Annotated in this window: 15 protein-coding genes; 8 read left to right on the top strand and 7 right to left on the bottom strand. The window is 41.8% G+C overall.

Annotation, left to right across the window (positions count from 1 at the left end; genetic code table 11):
* The first annotated feature begins 50 nt into the window (after positions 1-50).
* Positions 51-341, top strand: a complete 291-nt coding sequence (locus WA1_RS06240) for a DUF5915 domain-containing protein (protein WP_148662632.1) — start codon at positions 51-53, stop codon at positions 339-341.
* 92 nt (positions 342-433) lie between these two features.
* Here WA1_RS06240 and WA1_RS06235 read toward each other — a convergent pair whose 3' ends face one another.
* Both WA1_RS06235 and WA1_RS06230 read right to left on the bottom strand, forming a co-directional pair.
* Positions 434-919 (bottom strand): GNAT family N-acetyltransferase, encoded by a 486-nt coding sequence (locus WA1_RS06235; RefSeq protein ID WP_017749639.1) that lies wholly within the window; start codon positions 917-919, stop codon positions 434-436.
* Positions 920-1,201, bottom strand: a complete 282-nt coding sequence (locus WA1_RS06230; protein WP_026135336.1) for a type II toxin-antitoxin system TacA family antitoxin — start codon at positions 1,199-1,201, stop codon at positions 920-922.
* A gap of 287 nt (positions 1,202-1,488) precedes the next feature.
* Here WA1_RS06230 and WA1_RS06225 point away from each other — a divergent pair, with 287 nt between their 5' ends.
* From WA1_RS06225 to WA1_RS06215, 3 genes are all read left to right on the top strand, one after another.
* Positions 1,489-3,165, top strand: a complete 1,677-nt coding sequence (locus WA1_RS06225; RefSeq protein WP_017749641.1) for an alpha-keto acid decarboxylase family protein — start codon at positions 1,489-1,491, stop codon at positions 3,163-3,165.
* A gap of 364 nt (positions 3,166-3,529) precedes the next feature.
* Complete coding sequence (locus WA1_RS06220; protein ID WP_017749642.1) at positions 3,530-3,859, top strand: hypothetical protein; 330 nt, start codon at positions 3,530-3,532, stop codon at positions 3,857-3,859.
* Positions 3,860-3,999: 140 nt separating this feature from the next.
* The gene (locus WA1_RS06215) at positions 4,000-4,926 is read left to right on the top strand and encodes a phosphodiester glycosidase family protein (RefSeq protein WP_017749643.1); all 927 of its coding nucleotides are present in this window, start codon (positions 4,000-4,002) and stop codon (positions 4,924-4,926) included.
* Positions 4,927-4,933: 7 nt separating this feature from the next.
* Here the strand turns inward: WA1_RS06215 and WA1_RS06210 are convergent, their stop codons facing one another.
* Positions 4,934-5,431: a pentapeptide repeat-containing protein gene (locus tag WA1_RS06210; RefSeq protein ID WP_017749644.1), complete on the bottom strand. Its 498-nt coding sequence runs from the start codon at positions 5,429-5,431 to the stop codon at positions 4,934-4,936.
* Between the two features lie 201 nt (positions 5,432-5,632).
* Between WA1_RS06210 and WA1_RS06205 the strand changes: the two genes are divergently transcribed.
* Positions 5,633-7,729, top strand: a complete 2,097-nt coding sequence (locus tag WA1_RS06205; RefSeq protein ID WP_017749645.1) for a TonB-dependent receptor plug domain-containing protein — start codon at positions 5,633-5,635, stop codon at positions 7,727-7,729.
* A gap of 141 nt (positions 7,730-7,870) precedes the next feature.
* On the opposite strand, the gene WA1_RS06200 is transcribed toward WA1_RS06205, so the two are convergent.
* A complete protein-coding gene (locus WA1_RS06200; protein WP_017749646.1) occupies positions 7,871-8,257 on the bottom strand; it encodes a type II toxin-antitoxin system VapC family toxin in 387 nt (128 codons plus the stop codon).
* Entirely contained in the window at positions 8,254-8,484 is a 231-nt protein-coding gene (locus WA1_RS06195; protein WP_017749647.1) for a type II toxin-antitoxin system Phd/YefM family antitoxin, read from the bottom strand. Before WA1_RS06195 ends, WA1_RS06200 begins: the two co-directional genes overlap by 4 nt.
* Positions 8,485-8,831: 347 nt before the next feature.
* Between WA1_RS06195 and WA1_RS56660 the strand changes: the two genes are divergently transcribed.
* The gene (locus WA1_RS56660) at positions 8,832-8,990 is read left to right on the top strand and encodes an EF-hand domain-containing protein (protein WP_158516600.1); all 159 of its coding nucleotides are present in this window, start codon (positions 8,832-8,834) and stop codon (positions 8,988-8,990) included.
* Between the two features lie 29 nt (positions 8,991-9,019).
* Here the strand turns inward: WA1_RS56660 and WA1_RS06190 are convergent, their stop codons facing one another.
* The gene (locus tag WA1_RS06190; RefSeq protein ID WP_017750188.1) at positions 9,020-9,400 is read right to left on the bottom strand and encodes a hypothetical protein; all 381 of its coding nucleotides are present in this window, start codon (positions 9,398-9,400) and stop codon (positions 9,020-9,022) included.
* A 105-nt stretch (positions 9,401-9,505) separates the two neighbouring features.
* Here WA1_RS06190 and WA1_RS06185 point away from each other — a divergent pair, with 105 nt between their 5' ends.
* Both WA1_RS06185 and WA1_RS06180 read left to right on the top strand, forming a co-directional pair.
* On the top strand, positions 9,506-10,906 hold the full coding sequence (locus WA1_RS06185) for an IS4 family transposase (protein ID WP_026135398.1): 1,401 nt from the start codon (positions 9,506-9,508) through the stop codon (positions 10,904-10,906).
* 213 nt (positions 10,907-11,119) lie between these two features.
* Complete coding sequence (locus tag WA1_RS06180; protein WP_066612760.1) at positions 11,120-13,393, top strand: EF-hand domain-containing protein; 2,274 nt, start codon at positions 11,120-11,122, stop codon at positions 13,391-13,393.
* A 213-nt stretch (positions 13,394-13,606) separates the two neighbouring features.
* On the opposite strand, the gene WA1_RS06175 is transcribed toward WA1_RS06180, so the two are convergent.
* The gene (locus tag WA1_RS06175; RefSeq protein WP_017750070.1) at positions 13,607-15,769 is read right to left on the bottom strand and encodes a caspase family protein; all 2,163 of its coding nucleotides are present in this window, start codon (positions 15,767-15,769) and stop codon (positions 13,607-13,609) included.
* Positions 15,770-15,900 lie beyond the last annotated feature (131 nt).

Genomic DNA, 15,900 nt, shown 5'->3' with positions numbered 1-15,900 from the left:
TGGCTTACCATCTGGGTATTGGGTTGGCGTGAGTGCATCTTCTAGCCGAGGTGTTCAATCGTCCCGCAGATTTCTTAAACCGCGAACAGGAAGTCGCTAGTGTAGACATGACCATGATGGAAGTTTCAAACGCATTGATGAATAAAATTTTAAGCTACTTGCTGCAAAATGCGAGAAAACAAGCAAAACTTGAAGTTACAGCGAAAATTGACTTGGGCATAAAAACATCAGGAGTAGTTTTAGAGGCGCTGAAAGCACATCTTGAATTAGTTAAAAATGAAGTGCTTGCCAACAATATTGACTTTGAAGAGCTTGAGAATGCCGACTATTGCGAGCAGTAGATATTTTTGGTACACCATTAATTATCAGCTTAAAGCTAAGCAAACTTCTTAACTAATCTGCGTCCAATTCTTACCGTTACTTAAAAAGCACGCTATACCGTGACTTTCTTAATAGATAGAATAAGCGTCATAGGCTGTGTAGGCGAAGGAGAAAACCCGTAATGCTCATAGAATTGCTTGGCTTCTTCTGATATGGCATGTACGACTAATCCACGGATGCCTAATATCTCTGCCGCTTGCATTGTACGAAACACCGCATCTTGTAGTAATGCTGCGCCTAAGCCTTGTCCTTTCCATGAAGTATCTACTCCAAGCCTTCCAAGAATTGCTACGGGTATCGGGTCGGGCATATTCCGTTTTATAGGGGATGGTGTTTCACTCAGTGCTAATGCTCCAGAGGAAAGGCAATAATAGGCAATCACTTTCTGCTCATCCGCAATAACATAGGTACGTGATGCACTGTTCTTTTGGTTAGCAACTGCACGGCGTTTTAACCAATCATTTAGGCTGGCAACCCCGCAATCAAAGTCATCTAATAGGTGGGTATCCGCAAGAGGCACAGGAGCTAGAAGAGTCATTTAATCCCACGGTTTTTTAACATTCATCAAGCGTTCAAATCCTTCATTGTGGGGCGGAGCATCAAGAACATTCAGAAAATGCTGGTATGTTTCTTCATCCACTTGCAGGAAGGTCTGGTCAAGCAGTGTATCCTCTGCCGCTCGTCGTGCAGCGTCAATCATAAAGTCAGAACATGATTTACTTTGAGCTTTTGCTGCTCGGTCAATAAGCGCCCGCACATCCTCACGGATACGCAAATTGACAGCGCGAGTAGGAATATCAGGAGTGTTATGGGAGTGCATAATGTTCTCTTGAGTCTTGTACCCTAGCATCTGACTGCTAGATACACAATGTGTATCTCTATTATAGGATCGCCCTTTCTCAAAAACAACCGTTTCTGAAAAGAGAGACAGGACGCATTCCTTTACTCATCTATTGTGAGCGTAGAAATTTGATGTCGAATGACAGAGATTTCTTTTGGGGATAAATTTGATTCAGCCTCGAAAAATGCTTCTAATGAGGCATGAAAGTTATGCTACCTAGTGCGCCATGATTTAAACAGTTATCAGTTGTCATGGAAGCTAGAAAAATGACAAACTTTACTGTTGGCGACTATTTAGTGCTTCGTCTCAAACAAATTGGCGTCAAGCATATTTTTGGTGTTGCTGGAGACTACAATATGGAATTTCTCGACCATATTGTCAATCAGTCAGGCATAGAGTTGGTAACAACCTGCAACGAACTCAATGCATCCTATGCTGCTGATGGCTATGGTAGAATCAATGGCATTGCTGCAGTTGTCACTACGTTTGGTGTTGGTGAACTCAGTGCTATTAACGGGATTGCTGGCGCTTATGCTGAACACGTCCCTGTTGTGGCGATGACTGGAGCTCCTTCCACTAAAATCCAGTCACAAAGATCGCTTGTCCACCATACGCTAGGCACTGGCGATTTCTCCATATTTGCCCAGATGTATGAGAAGGTAACGGCGGCTCAAGCATATTTGACAGTAGAAAATGCAACAGCAGAAATCGACAGAGTTCTGGGAGTCTGCCTTCTTAAGAAGTTACCTGTTTACATCTCCCTACCGATGGACGTTGCGTTAACTGAAGTGACTGCACAGTCAGATCCATTTATACCTCCTGTGTTCAAGAGCGATAGAGCCACCTTAGCTGAGGCAATTGATGCGAGTGTAACAATGCTGGAAAAGGCGGTAAAACCAGTCATTCTTGCTGATGTAGGCGTAGATCGCTATCGCTTGCATGAGGAATTGCGAAGTCTTCTTGCTACCACTGGATACCCTTATGCCACTATGACTATGGGCAAGGGACTTCTGGAAGAAACTCATCCCCAATTCATCGGGATATATAACGGTGCCATCAGCGATGATTATGTGCGAAGACGTATTGAAGAAGCAGATTGTGTGTTAAGTATTGGTGTCCTGATGACTGATTTTAACACAGGAAAGTTTTCTGCCCAACTCGATCCCGGTCGCACTATTGAAGTGCATGGGCAGTATCTTAAGATTAAGCGTGCAATGTACAACAATGTAGCAATGCAAGATTTTCTACCTGCTTTGAGCAAGCGGTTGCTGAAGCGCAATGCCGAAACGCTAGATTTAAAACCCAAGAAGGAGAATTTGGATACTGGCTTCACTACTCCTTTTCAACCCAACTCAACAGCAGCAATTACACAGCAGCGTTTTTGGTATAGATTTGCTCAATTCCTTCAAGAAGACGATATTGTTGTCGCCGAAACTGGAACTAGTTTGTTTGGTAGCGCGGTAATTCCTTTGCCGAAGGGAACCACTTTTGTAGGACAAGTGCTTTGGGGTTCGATTGGCTACTCAGTAGGTTCGGCACTTGGTTGTGCGTTGGCGAAGCCCACCGAAGGGATTGCAGCTCCCCAACGACGATCGATCCTACTAGTTGGTGACGGGTCATTCCAAATGACGGCACAAGAACTGTCAACAATGTTACGCTATGACCTCAAGCCAATTATTTTTCTGATTAACAACGATGGATATACGATAGAGCGTGACATCCACGGTGAGAGGATGCTATACAACGAGATTCAGCCGTGGAAATATCACAAGCTTCATGAAGTTTTTGGTAACAATGGCTGGAGCGCGAAAGTAGGCACTGAGTCGGAGTTAGAATTAGCACTGCAACAAGTCGAACAAAATCGGGACAAGCTTGCCTTTATTGAGGTGGTGATGGACAAGATGGACAACCCAGAGATTCTCTTGAAAATGTTGCAAAAATAGTAAAATAGCAAAGAGAAACACGATTTGCTCGTTGGGTACCCTGAACAATGGCAGTGTGAAACGGTTTGTTTTGAAAGGATATAGCGGCGTTGGCAGATGTTATTCACGAGCAATTGACTGTATCAAACCCAACGACAACAGTACTAGCAATCAAACCTTGCAAAATTTTGCGCCGCGAAGCATTATTCTTCCTTGGGAGTTCTCTTAAACGACTCTATTTATTGCTGTAAAATCAATCATTCCTTTACCAATAACGATTACATCCGTATTGCGATCGCTAGTCATTAATGTTACCTTAAAAAAAGTTTGCAAAATTACATAAGTACAGTTAAATTATTGCTAGTAGTTGTTTTGAGGACAGATCGTGCGTAAACTGTCAGTAACTCTTCTCCTCATCCTGGGGTTTAGTGTATTTTTTAATACTACAACACGTGCTTCTGAAAAGCTCCCCCTAACCACTTTGGTTCTGCGCGACCACAACATTACCATCACTAGTACTCCAAATGGGTTTGCATATACAGTGAGATCTTCAGACGGTACCATACTTGATGCTCAACTGAATGATACTCAACTACAGGCAAAATATCCGGATGTTTATGATGCTATTCGCCCTGCAATGGCAGATGGTAAGGGAATTGACGCAACGGTATGGGGTGGAACTCAGCACGTTCCAACCAATGCTCTACCAAAATAATTCAAGATTACTACTCCCTTGCTGTCCTAAAATTACCGATTTTTGTAGGTAGAGCTATGCCGCACGTTTGATGTTGGTGGGCTTTAGCCCTACCTACGCTTTTAGGTAATCGAATGGCGGTTCGGGAGTAACAAAACTTCATGCGTTATGGATACTTAGTTTACTGGCGAAGATTTTTAGTAGCAGGAATTAGTTTCCTACTACTACCACTGATATTCTACGGATGGTTGTGTCTTCAACGTCCACCCCAAACAAATTTAGAACAAGCACTTTTTCATGGAATAGTTTACAAACGTATTGCTCGTTCCAAACCACGTCCAGTCATGACGCATATCGTCACTATTGACTTAACAACACCGGGGATTCAAGCACTTGTCACTCCCGGAGTAAAAACTTTAGATGATGGTAAAACTAGAGCACAAACGACTTCAGAATTTCTCAGCCAGTTTAAGCTGCAATTGGCAATAAATGCTAGTTACTTCCATCATTTCTACGAAAAGACTCCTTGGGATTACTATCCTCACAGTGGCGATGTTGTCAATCCCATCGGGGAGGCTATTTCTAATGGAGATCGTTATTCCCAACCTGAAAAATACTGGTCTGTGCTGTGCATTTCAGCTACCAATCGCGCTCAGATTTTGGAAAGTGAAAAGTGTCCTGAAGGAACAGAACAGGGTGTTGCAGGCAATCAGCTTCTAGTCGATCGCGGTCAATCAGCTATTTCTGACCTAGGTAATGACAAACCTTATCCACGGGTTGCAGTTGCTGTGAATCGAGAAGGTACAAAACTTTGGCTGATTGCGGTTGATGGCAAACAACTATTTTACAGCGAAGGCGTTGCGATCGCAGAGCTTACAAAGATTATCCTAGATTTAGGTGCTTACACGGCACTGAATATAGATGGGGGCGGCTCAACAACACTTGTGATGGCAACAAATCGGAAACCAAAAGTCTTAAATGCTCCTATTCATACGAGAGTACCAATGCGCGAGCGCCCAGTTGCAAATCACTTGGGATTTTACTCTCTCCCAATTAAAAAACCCCTCTCCCAAGCAGAGAGGAGTTAGGACAGGTTTAGGAATCGCAACCTAAAGACTCACGAGTGGGAACACCTGTTTTAGAATTCACACCAGTTGCGTTCACACAAAGTTTTTTTATTTCCAAACGGTCTAAAACTGCATTACTAAAATCAGCACCTGTGACATCAACATTATTAAAAATAGAACGCAACATCATTGCGTTTGTAAAAATTGCATCACTTAAATCAGCACCTTTAAAGTCTGATAGATAAGCTATGCCATCAGTAAAATCAACACCGTGGAGATTCGCTCCCCGCAACACTGATGCATTAAAAACTCCGCCACGGAGATCGGCATTGCTAAAATTAGCGTTTTCCAGCTTGAGACTAGTATACTCTTGCCCAATCAAGCTTTGGTTTGAGAAATCTTGACCACTTAGCTGATTGTTTGCGGCACGACTGATACTGGAAGAACTTGCTGCATATGCTGATAGGGGAGACAAAAAAAGAACCATAGCCAAGACTAACCCAGCTAGTGCTTGCCAATATCTCATAATGCTGACTTCATAAATCGCAACATCTCTATTAAACAATATAATGTTTCGCGTTCTCTAGTTTGACAGCTTGTCTTTTGACAATGGCTCTTACCATCCGTAAGGATACATATGCTCTGACAAAAGTTATTTTGCTTATATACATTCATAGTGGCAATTGTCAAGAGCATTAATCAATAATTTGGTGTGGTGAGGCTGATAATGAAATTGGGTGCTCTGGTTTTCCACGTTATACTGGCTAATCTAGCTTTAGCTTCTGTTAGCATTGCAGAAGATCATAAGTTGTCTAAAAAACATACTGTCGTACATAAGACCTCAGATATCCCATATTTAAGCGAGATAGAACGCCCCTCGACTAGTGCAAAATTACTACTAACCCAAACACCAACAACTCCAACCAAAACACCTCAAACAACAGAAGAAGAGCCAAAACCCACAAACGATAATGACGAAGCCGACATCATTATAGATGTGACAGGAAAAGAGGACAGTCTCCCTCAATCGACTCCAACATATGTCATTCAAAAAGAGGAAATTCAAAAACAAGGTGCGACAAGTGTCGCGGATGTGTTGAAAAAATTACCGGGGTTTGCTATTAATGATGCGGGATATGGTGCTGATATCCATACAGGCACGTACTACCGAGGCGCTTCTATCAATCAATCTGTTTTCTTAATTAATGGCAGACCTATTAATAATAATGTCAATACCTATCACGGAGCAACCGATCTCAATAGCATCCCTGTAGAATCTATCGAACGCGTAGAATTGTATAGCGGTGCAGCGTCTACCTTGTACGGTTCCTCAGCTTTTGGAGGAGTTGTTAATATCATTACTAAACAAGGTGACATTGTTCCTAGATTGAATGCAACCGCAGAATTTGGTTCTTTGAATCTCAATAACCAACAATTTAGCTATGCCGCTTCAATTAATTCTTTAAGATACAACTTTAGCTTTGAAAGGTTTTTTGTAGATAATCGTTATCAAGTTCCTCTTGGTGCGGCAAATCGCGATAGTCAAGGATACTTATTTAACGCAGATACATCAACGAGTACTTACTTTGGCAGTCTTGCTTTAGATGTTAACGATCGCAACACTCTCAGTTTAGATGTGACTAAATTGAGCAGTCGTAGGGGATTGGTTTACTTTGGATTTCCTTTACAACGCGATCGCTTAGACCACGATGGGTTAAATATTGGCTTATCTTGGAAAAGCCAACTTGGTAATGGCAATAGCTCTATTTTGACCACCTCGATAGGCTACAACCAAGATTACTTCAACACTTACGGTCCTAGCAACCAGTTTTATCGGACTGGAACCTTAGATACTCAACTTCTTTCAGCGAGAGTCGATCATGATTGGCGGATAACACCAAATAATAAACTGCGCTGGGGCTTAGATTTGAAAAACACTTGGTTGACTGGAGATGTATTGAGTACAGTTCCCAATCGCGTCACTTTGAATGAAACTGAGAATCGAAGTTTATTAAACACAGCACTCTTTGCAGTTACGACTTGGAATATCAGCGATGATTTTTTACTAGATGTAGGGCTGAGACAAAGTTTTGACAGTGAATTTGGAAATTACCTCAATCCTAGTGCGGGATTGAAATACGATATCAATTCAACATTTTCGTTCCGAGGAAGTTGGGCGTCCGGACAACGCAATCCTGGGTTAGACCAGTTGTATGTGTATGATACAGTACATGGTTGGTTACCCAATTCCGATTTAGAACCAGAAACTGGTTCCTCTTGGACTGCGGGAGTCGATGTGAGATTGTCTGAGAGTTTGACAGGTCAATTTACATACTTTGGGAGTAGTTTAGATAACCGACTGGGAGTTGTACAAGGAAGATGGGCAAATATTGGTTTAGTAGATACGAATGGTTTAGAAGCGTCACTGAAGTGGAAAGTTGCTTCTGGTTGGTCAACTTTTCTCAACTACACGTATACAGATGCACAAATTAAAACAGGACTGGAAAAAGGATTGCAGTTAAGTATGATCCCTTACTCTGTAGCGTCTTTTGGTCTTGGTTATGAAAGTAAAGGTTGGCAAGCGAATTTGTACGCCACTTACTACAGTGGTGCGCGTCGAGCCTTCTTTACAAGACCTGGAGATAAAACTACAGATTTTAGCCCTGATTTCTTTAATTTAGATTTTAGTGCTCGCATCCCTGTTACAAGAACCCTGGGATTAACTGTTTATTTGGAAAATTTATTTGATGAAAAATATGAGCGTGTAAATCGTACTTATAGCCCTGGATTTACTTTCCGTATGGGTTTGTCGTCAAATATTTGACTGGGGTGGTGTCACTATACCCAAAAGATTTCAAGGTCTGGAAGCATAACCGAGTATTTCAATGTCTGAAACCCTTATTGTCACCCAGACGATAATTTGTTTGGGTGACAGGGTATAGTGACAGATCGCCTGCGATCGTACTTACCAATGACGAGTGACTGCATAATTGTCTAGTACTGCATCCACGCTAATGATTGGGATCTTTTCTGTAAGTGCTTGAGCAACCAAAAGCCGATCGAAGGGATCTTTATGATGGAATGGTAGAGTCACAATCGCGGCTGCGTGAGCAACTTTAATCGGTAATATTTCCAATTCGTTAACTTGGATTTGATGTTGCATCCATGTTTCAAAATTTCCAGGAATTTGATACTTACCAATACTAACTTTGATGGCAATTTCCCAATAAGAAGCAGGGCTGAGCAAAATGTCATTGAGAGGATCGACAATCAAATCACAGGCGACTTGACTGAGGGCGCAATCATTAAGTACAAACCAGAGGAATGCCTGAGTATCGAGCAGAAACTTCATGGCATATAATCGTGAAAGTCTTCCACGTGGGTTTCGTCTTCGGACAGGATAATTAAGGTTCCGATTGCACTACCGGGCTGGCGAGGTTTGCGGGTTGGTTGGAGTTCAGCAATCAGTCTAGCGACGGTGCGATCGCCGGAAAAAATCTGCACTTCTTCACCTGGTTGCAGGTTTGCAATCAGTTCGGGTAAACGAAGTTGGGCTTCTGTTAATGGAATCCGTGTCATTGTTATGTGCTGTAGGATTGCTACGCCAACACCTTTTATAGTAGCTTGAACCAGTCCGTCTGGATAATTCTTCGCATACGCTCTCGATTTTCAATTGCTTTTATCAGTAGAAACTAGCTCAAAAGTGTACATTGAGTTATTGAGAAGCAGCCTCAGACAACTTATGGTTGTTGTCCCATGGGGTCAAGTCGCTTCGCTAGTAGGATAGAGATGATCGCCACAAAAAATATGGTGAACCTACTTTTCCTGCTTTTAGGATTTTGCAAAAATTCTAGTTTTTTTAAGGCGTAGATTTATCATTTTATGTGGGTGTAAGTAGCAAATGAACTCTTTGGAGAGAACTATTTATGACATCAGTGGAGCTTGAAAAAACAGAACTCAGTGATGAGCAGGTGGAGAAACTGTGGGAAGCGTTTAAAGTCTTTGATGAAGATGGCAGTGGTGCCAATACTGCTCGGTTAAGGGAAATAAAGGGTAAAACAGTGTCAAATGTGTTCGCGTATTAAAAACGATAACTGAAAGCGGATGGGCAAGGTTATTTTTTGTCTTTGAGACTTTCGTACAAATCTATCCAGTTTTGTCTGAGAGAATGAATCGTATTTTTTAAGGTGTCGATTTGCATTCTTCGTGTAACTTGCATAACAGCATCAATATGAGCGGGGCTTCCAGCTTTCCCCAAATGCTTATATTTACTTAATTTATTAGGAGTTTGCGTAGGGAAAATCGGCATTTGAGCGTGCAACTTATAGTACCAGTAAGTTCCTTTTTGACCGCGTGCCTGGTAGCGCAGGACACAACAACCTTCGGGTGCAACTTCTCCTGAAGCTTGAATTTGTTGAATTTGTAGTTGTAGAGTAGCGATCGCTTGCTGTAAGAGTTCGGCTCTGGCAATAATATCGTCAGTTTTCGTAGGCATCAATTGGAATTGGGGAAAGATAGAGTTCTCGAATAGATTACGAGAACAAAAAGTGTTTTAATCAATATTATCTTATACGAAATTTCACTTCAAAACTGAGTGCTAATGATGCTAGTTAACTTTGAATTCAACAATCAAATCCTAAATCGGGCACAATTACTGCTGGCTCTTAACCAGATCATCCCTACCGAGTCGATTATGGCAGCGATTACAACAACGAGTAGTACCGCACGGCGTCAAAGAATACTTCCTACACACGTAGTAATCTCTCTAGTAATCGCCATGAGTTTTTGGTCCTCCGATTCAATCGTGGATGTATTGAAAAATCTCATTCAGGGTTTTAATTCTTTGCAAATCCCCTTTAAGAGACGTTTTAAGATACCAACATCTTCATCAATAAGTGAAGCTAGACAACGAATTGGTGCTGCTGTTATGACTCGTTTATTTGAAATTGTTGCAAAACCTTTAGCAACAATTAAAACACCAGGTGCTTTTTTGGGTGGACTGAGAATAATGGCTTTGGATGGCACAGTTTTTGATGTTCCTGATACAGAAACTAATGCTAAAGTATTTGGTTACCCTGGTTCTCGTCCTGGTACAAATCCGGCTTTTCCCAAAGCTAGGTTAACTTTTTTAGTCGAAGCAGGAACTCATTTAATTATCGACATATTTTGTTGTCCATATCGAATTGGAGAGAGAAAAGGAGCTTTAAAGCTATTAAGAAGTGTTGAGGAGAGTATGTTGTTAATGTGGGACAGAGGACTGCACTCATTTAAAATGATTCATGCTGCAATCAAACAAAAATGTCATATTCTTGGTCGCGTGCCATCTCATGTAAAATTTGAGTTTGTTAAAGCTTTTCCTGATGGTTCCTATCTAAGTTGGCTTGCTCCTGATGGAAAGTCAAGAAAGAAGGGAGCGACGAAAATACCTGTTCGTGTCATTGAATATATTATTGAAGTTGAGGGTGTAGAAAAGGTGTATCGTTTAGTAACTGATTTGATGGATATTTCAACTTTTCCTGCATTGCTCTTAGCCCAAGAATACCATCAACGGTGGGAAGCTGAGAACACCTTGGATGAGTTAAAAGTCCATCTGAACGGTCGTAAAATTCCTATCCGCTCGAAGAATCCTCGTGAAGTTATCCAAGAAATTTATGGTTGGTTACTAGGACACTATTGTATACGTTATTTAATGTTTCAAAGTGCAGCAATCAAGGGAATATCTCCCCTAAGTTTAAGTTTTACCAGTTCTCTAAGAGTTGTCAGACGTGCTATTCCTCAGTTTCAACAGCAAGTTAATCATTCTCTTGAGAATATGAATATATATTTTAGCTGGTTAATCTGGGAAATCTTAGACTTACAAATACCACCAACCTCAGGCAGAACTAATCCGAGGGTAATCAAGAAAACTCGTTCTAAATTTAAAACTAAAAAACGATGTCATAGAAATAATTATACTCCCCGGCAACAACTATCTTTTACAATTTTTACAACCGCTAGTTGACATCATCTAGTAGTAGAAGATAGTTGAACTAGATAGAAAATTAAAAGGGACAAGGTTTAGAGATTTTTTCAATTAAATATAAACATTCTTGAGAGATACTTGCTCATCTCTTGTGGGTTCATTTATACAAATTTCTCTCATTTTTGTTCTCGTAAATAAAACGAGAACAGTTTCTTCGGAATTTTAGGCTTCACTTTCCCTTAACCGAGCAGTATTGGCAGTGGTGCTATCTCAACAGAGGAATTAGGACAGGTTATGCGTTCATTGGGACAAAGCCCAAGTGATACAGAGTTGCGCGACACGATCAAAGAGGTAGATGTTGACTTGTCAGGTAGCATTGACTTTGAAGAATTCAAAGCACTGATGGTGTCCAAACAAGGCGATCGCAACAGCCGTCTTAAACTAGCGTTTAGTGTGTTTGATGAAAACGGTAGTGGCGAGATCACTACAGACGAAATGCATTCCGTGATGAGTAAGTTTGGGTTGACAGACGAAGAACTTGATGAGATGGTCAAAGAGGTAGACCACGATGGTGATGGCTCCATTGACTTTGAAGAGTTCTGTAAACTCATGCCAGACGAATCAGAGGTAGCAACTGGCTATAAAGATTCACCAATTCCAACTACCAAAAGCTCAGTTATCAGCAATGCAACTACGGCTCCGCCTGAGTCTAATTTACAAGAGGCAATCGCTCTTGGCAGTTCAGAGGTAGCACAAGTGCAAGAGCTACTCACCCAAAGTCCGGCTAGTGAACAAAGGCGCGGTACATCCCGTTTGCAGATGCAAATTGGGCTGTTTCGTCTGATTCAAGGAGCAGCTTATCGTTGCTTTCGAGAGAGTTTTTCAGCCAATCACGAGACTCATCTACGCGTGAGAAATCTGCCTTATAGAATTACAGATTTTGTGCAGTTTGTAAAGACGGCCATCGAGTTGTATAAGGGGTTAGGTGTGGTGGAACCAGCCTGCTATCCCTTATTGGATGAAGTTGTCAAATCAATCACGAGTGAGTATGTCCGCTTAGAAGAGCGGATCAAAAACTGGAAGACAGTGGAAAAGACAACAGAGATGTTGGCAGAGGAAAAAGCGATGTTAGAAGCGCGGGGGAAATCTGCTAGTGTCAAACAGAAGTTTGCTGCGGGTGTCGAATTTGCAATCACATTGAAGAAAAAACATTTCAGCTTGCGTGATATTGCAGAAGGAGTGCTTGCTCTTAACGAACTCAATCGACTTAGGAATATGGATCTGAATGAGGAGATGGCTCCTCCACCAACTCAATCAGGGGAAGATCCTTATGAGTACCTGAAAAAGTGGAATCGTGTCATTCTCTCAAATGCCTCAGAGGAGGTAGATGGTGCGATGATGCCAGTGGCATATTGGTATGAAGATTTCATGCCAAAGCTACTGGCTGCGTTTAGTGTCAGTACACAAGCAAATATTCAAAGTAATACAGTACCTGATGAAGCAGCTTTAGACAAGTGGTACGAGGCTACTAAAGCGACAGGAGAGTTCGCTCGCTATGGGGCGGATGTTGCAGAAGACTTTCCAAAATGTACTCCAAAACAGAAGCTAATACTTCAGCAAGCATGGCGTCTTACACACCACTACCTCAACGGGGTACAAAAGCGTCGCGAACGCTTGGAATTTGGGCGTGAGTCAGGGGATCTTTCACAATACGTATCATTTATTGACGTGTATTTAGGTCGAAATGATGTGAAGAATGCACAGATGCGCGTCAGCTTTCCATACTACCTTGGTCCTGTAGTATGGCGCTTCTTCCACACGACAGCAGAAATACTTTGTACTAAAACAATCGCTCAACAAAAATCTCTGGTGAGCGTCTTTCAAGACTTTTTCCGTCTGTTTGCTACCTTGTATCCCTGTCCTTACTGTCGTCATCACCTTAATATGTATGTTGTCCAAAACAAGGAAGTGGAGATGTACCCTGTGGAGTACCTTTTGCTTGGACGCGATCCACAGCTAACGAATTTTGAAGTGACATTAGATGCAAAATTATCCTGTGTAGTGGACGGTTCTTCCCTTCGTCTATTCTTTTGGAAACTACACAATACCGTTTCTTCCTCTATTGCTCGTTCAGAGGAATGGTACCATAAGGATGAAAAAGCATTTTACACTACCCGCTATTGGCCCAGCCTTGACTCTGAGTTAGCAAAAGCAAAAGCACTCAAACACCATAGTATTGCTTGCGATCGCATTTACCGTCTTTATGGTACTTTAAAACCAGCATCACGCATGGTAGGAGTCAGAACAACTTTGCAAAAGCTGTTGGAAAAAGGTGATGAAGAAGGTATTAGAGAGGCATGCTTGGTTGCACAAGACTACATCAAAGATTTAGAGGAGGCTGTCATTAGTAGCAACTTCTTGCAGGAAACTTACTACTTTGACGCCGAACTTGTAGATAAAGCCCCATACTTTTCTCCTGAAGAAGAGGAGTTTGCACGCAGTGGTGTGTTTGTTGAACTTGCCTAATCGTTTTATGCAGTCGTGCTGAACGGTTGATTAGAACGCTCGGTAATTGGTAACTGTTAATTTGGTAATGGGTAGATTAGAGATTACCCATTACCAATCTAGATCTAAAAAAAGTTCTTCAACATTCCACGCTAAATCTTCATCTGACAAAGGCGGAAAATCTCAATGAGTCACTCGTTTCAAAATCTCTGAAACAATCAATCTCTTTACCACTCAATCTAGTAAACGCTGTTGAAACTCCATAGCCTGTTGAGGATTGGGGATGTAGGCTATTAATACATTTACTAATTCCATAGGTGAAATTAAAGGTTGAGCCTTCAAAGCCTTTTTAATTAGAAAATGAGCGATCGGACCAACTGAATTAGCTAACTGTTGCTCGCATTGACGCAGAAACTCTTCATCAAGAACTTGGTTTTTTTGACTGGGTAAACAAAGCGATCTTGGTTGAGGTTGAGGTTGAACAGAAATTGCTTGCAAAATCAACTTTGCTTGCTGCTCAAACTTAATACGTTGCTGAGGTAACAGGTGTTGAGCTAATTTTTCTATCAATTCTTCGGAATTAGTCACTTTTGCCAATACTTTTTTTAATAAGGTACTGGCAATTGGTCCGATCTCTTCCTTTAGCAGATGCTCTAGCTGTGTTTGCTGTTCCAAGCCAAGATATAAATAGGAATAAGCCTCGTCCCTACCTAAGACATTAAAACTATTTAAAGGTTGAGCAGTAGGAAATTCTGGAGTTTCTTCGTTTATTTCTACTTCCTGACTGGGAATTCGCGCTAGATTACCAGGTAACATATCAAGGATACCTGGTGCTGATGATAGCCAAAGATGGAGTGGGATTCCTTTGAGTTCTAAAAGTATTTGCAATTGGGCAATCCATCCAGCAACTGGTAAACCGACTTGTGTATCTGCTGCTGTTAGAGTTTCCAGTACCATCTGGGAAAATAGTTCTGGCTGTTCTTTTGGTGTGGCAACTGCGATCGCGCATTGTCCTTGCTCAGAACCTAATTGTAACGCTTCTACCCATTTTGCCAGGGAAGTTGCCCCAGGACAATCCAACACAACAATTTGCTGAGTTTTTGCACAACGGCGCAATTCTTGTCTCAACCAAGAACGGCTAATTCGCACTCCATCTCCTAAAACTAACCAAGCTTCCCCATCTTCAATCTCCTCAATTTGACCCCGCAAGTATAGCAATGCTGTTGCTGTTTGTTTTATTGTCGGGAAACCACCTGGCGAATTTAACGATTTTGGACTCTGACAACGCAGACATGATTGGATTGCTTCTCTAACTTCTGACCATGCTTTTCCTTTTTGGGGCCAATACTCCAGTTCAAAACCTCCAGATTCTCTCATAACCTGACTTAGGGCGCGAGAAATTTTGTGATTTGAAAACCCATCCACAACTAGAGCTCGTCGCACAGAACCAACTTCAGTACTTGCTCCGGGTTTTAATCCAACAATTAACTCTCCTACCCCTTCTACAATTCTTTTGGGAGTTTGCAGGGGATATTCTGGATGAAGATAAGTGTCGCCTCGGCTCAGCTTTTGCTGATTGATCAAACGCAGTTGTTGATTTTTTTTATCAATATATCTTAAGGTTTGAGAATAAACATATTTGTAAAGCCCATCTGCGTCTATTACACCTTGTGAGTCTGCTGCTTCACCCAACAGTCCTCGCATGAGATAGTAAGTAAACAGCCCGTGTCCGAGTTCCGGAAACTCCCACGACTGCTGTCCTTGGTCACAAGACAGTAATGCACAAAATCCTTTACTTTGAGAGGCACGTTTTCGCAATACTTCCTGTAGTTGAGGTGTAATATCCAGAGTTTTAGTAATACTATTTTCATCTGTAGCAATTGCTCCCTTGGCACCCGACCCCACAAGCACCATGTCGCCACTATGACACGTATCCAAACAAAGTAATTGCTGATGGGCGGGACTAGCACTTAAAATTTGCAACAGCGCCTGCAAACTCAGCCCTGAGGTTAAGAGATTGTCTTTATTTGTATCCGACAGACACAAAACTGCTTGTTGAGTACTCTGCTCTAGCATCCCGTGTCCGGAAAAATATAATAACACTGTGTCCTGATATCTGGTCTGAGAGATAAGTTGTTGCAAGCTCCTACGAACTGTCTCTAGGGTAGGAGGATGTGTCCCAAAATCATGATGAATAATCACTTCCTTTTTAGGAAATCCCCGTGTTGCCTTTGCCAATGCTTCCGCTAATCCCTGGCAATCAATAGCAGGATAGCGCAAAGAGGGCAAGCTTTCATCTTGATAATGATTCACCCCGACTAAAAAGACCCAAAGCTTTGCTTCCCCTGTTGTCAGAGTATGAGCAGAGCTACTAGTACCAACACCGAGAGGACACATTTTGTTTACCTTTATGCAAGAAGCCGCTTGGAAAATAAGTTTACTGAAAGTTAAGTTACGATCGCACACAATAGATTTTGAGGAGCTACTAGATCCCCGACTTCTCAAAGAAGTCGGGGATCTATAATCTA

It is taken from the genome of Scytonema hofmannii PCC 7110, assembly GCF_000346485.2.
Taxonomy (GTDB): domain Bacteria; phylum Cyanobacteriota; class Cyanobacteriia; order Cyanobacteriales; family Nostocaceae; genus Scytonema; species Scytonema hofmannii.
The sequence above is the reverse complement of the archived record's forward strand: the minus strand, read 5'-3'. Positions and strand labels throughout refer to the sequence as shown.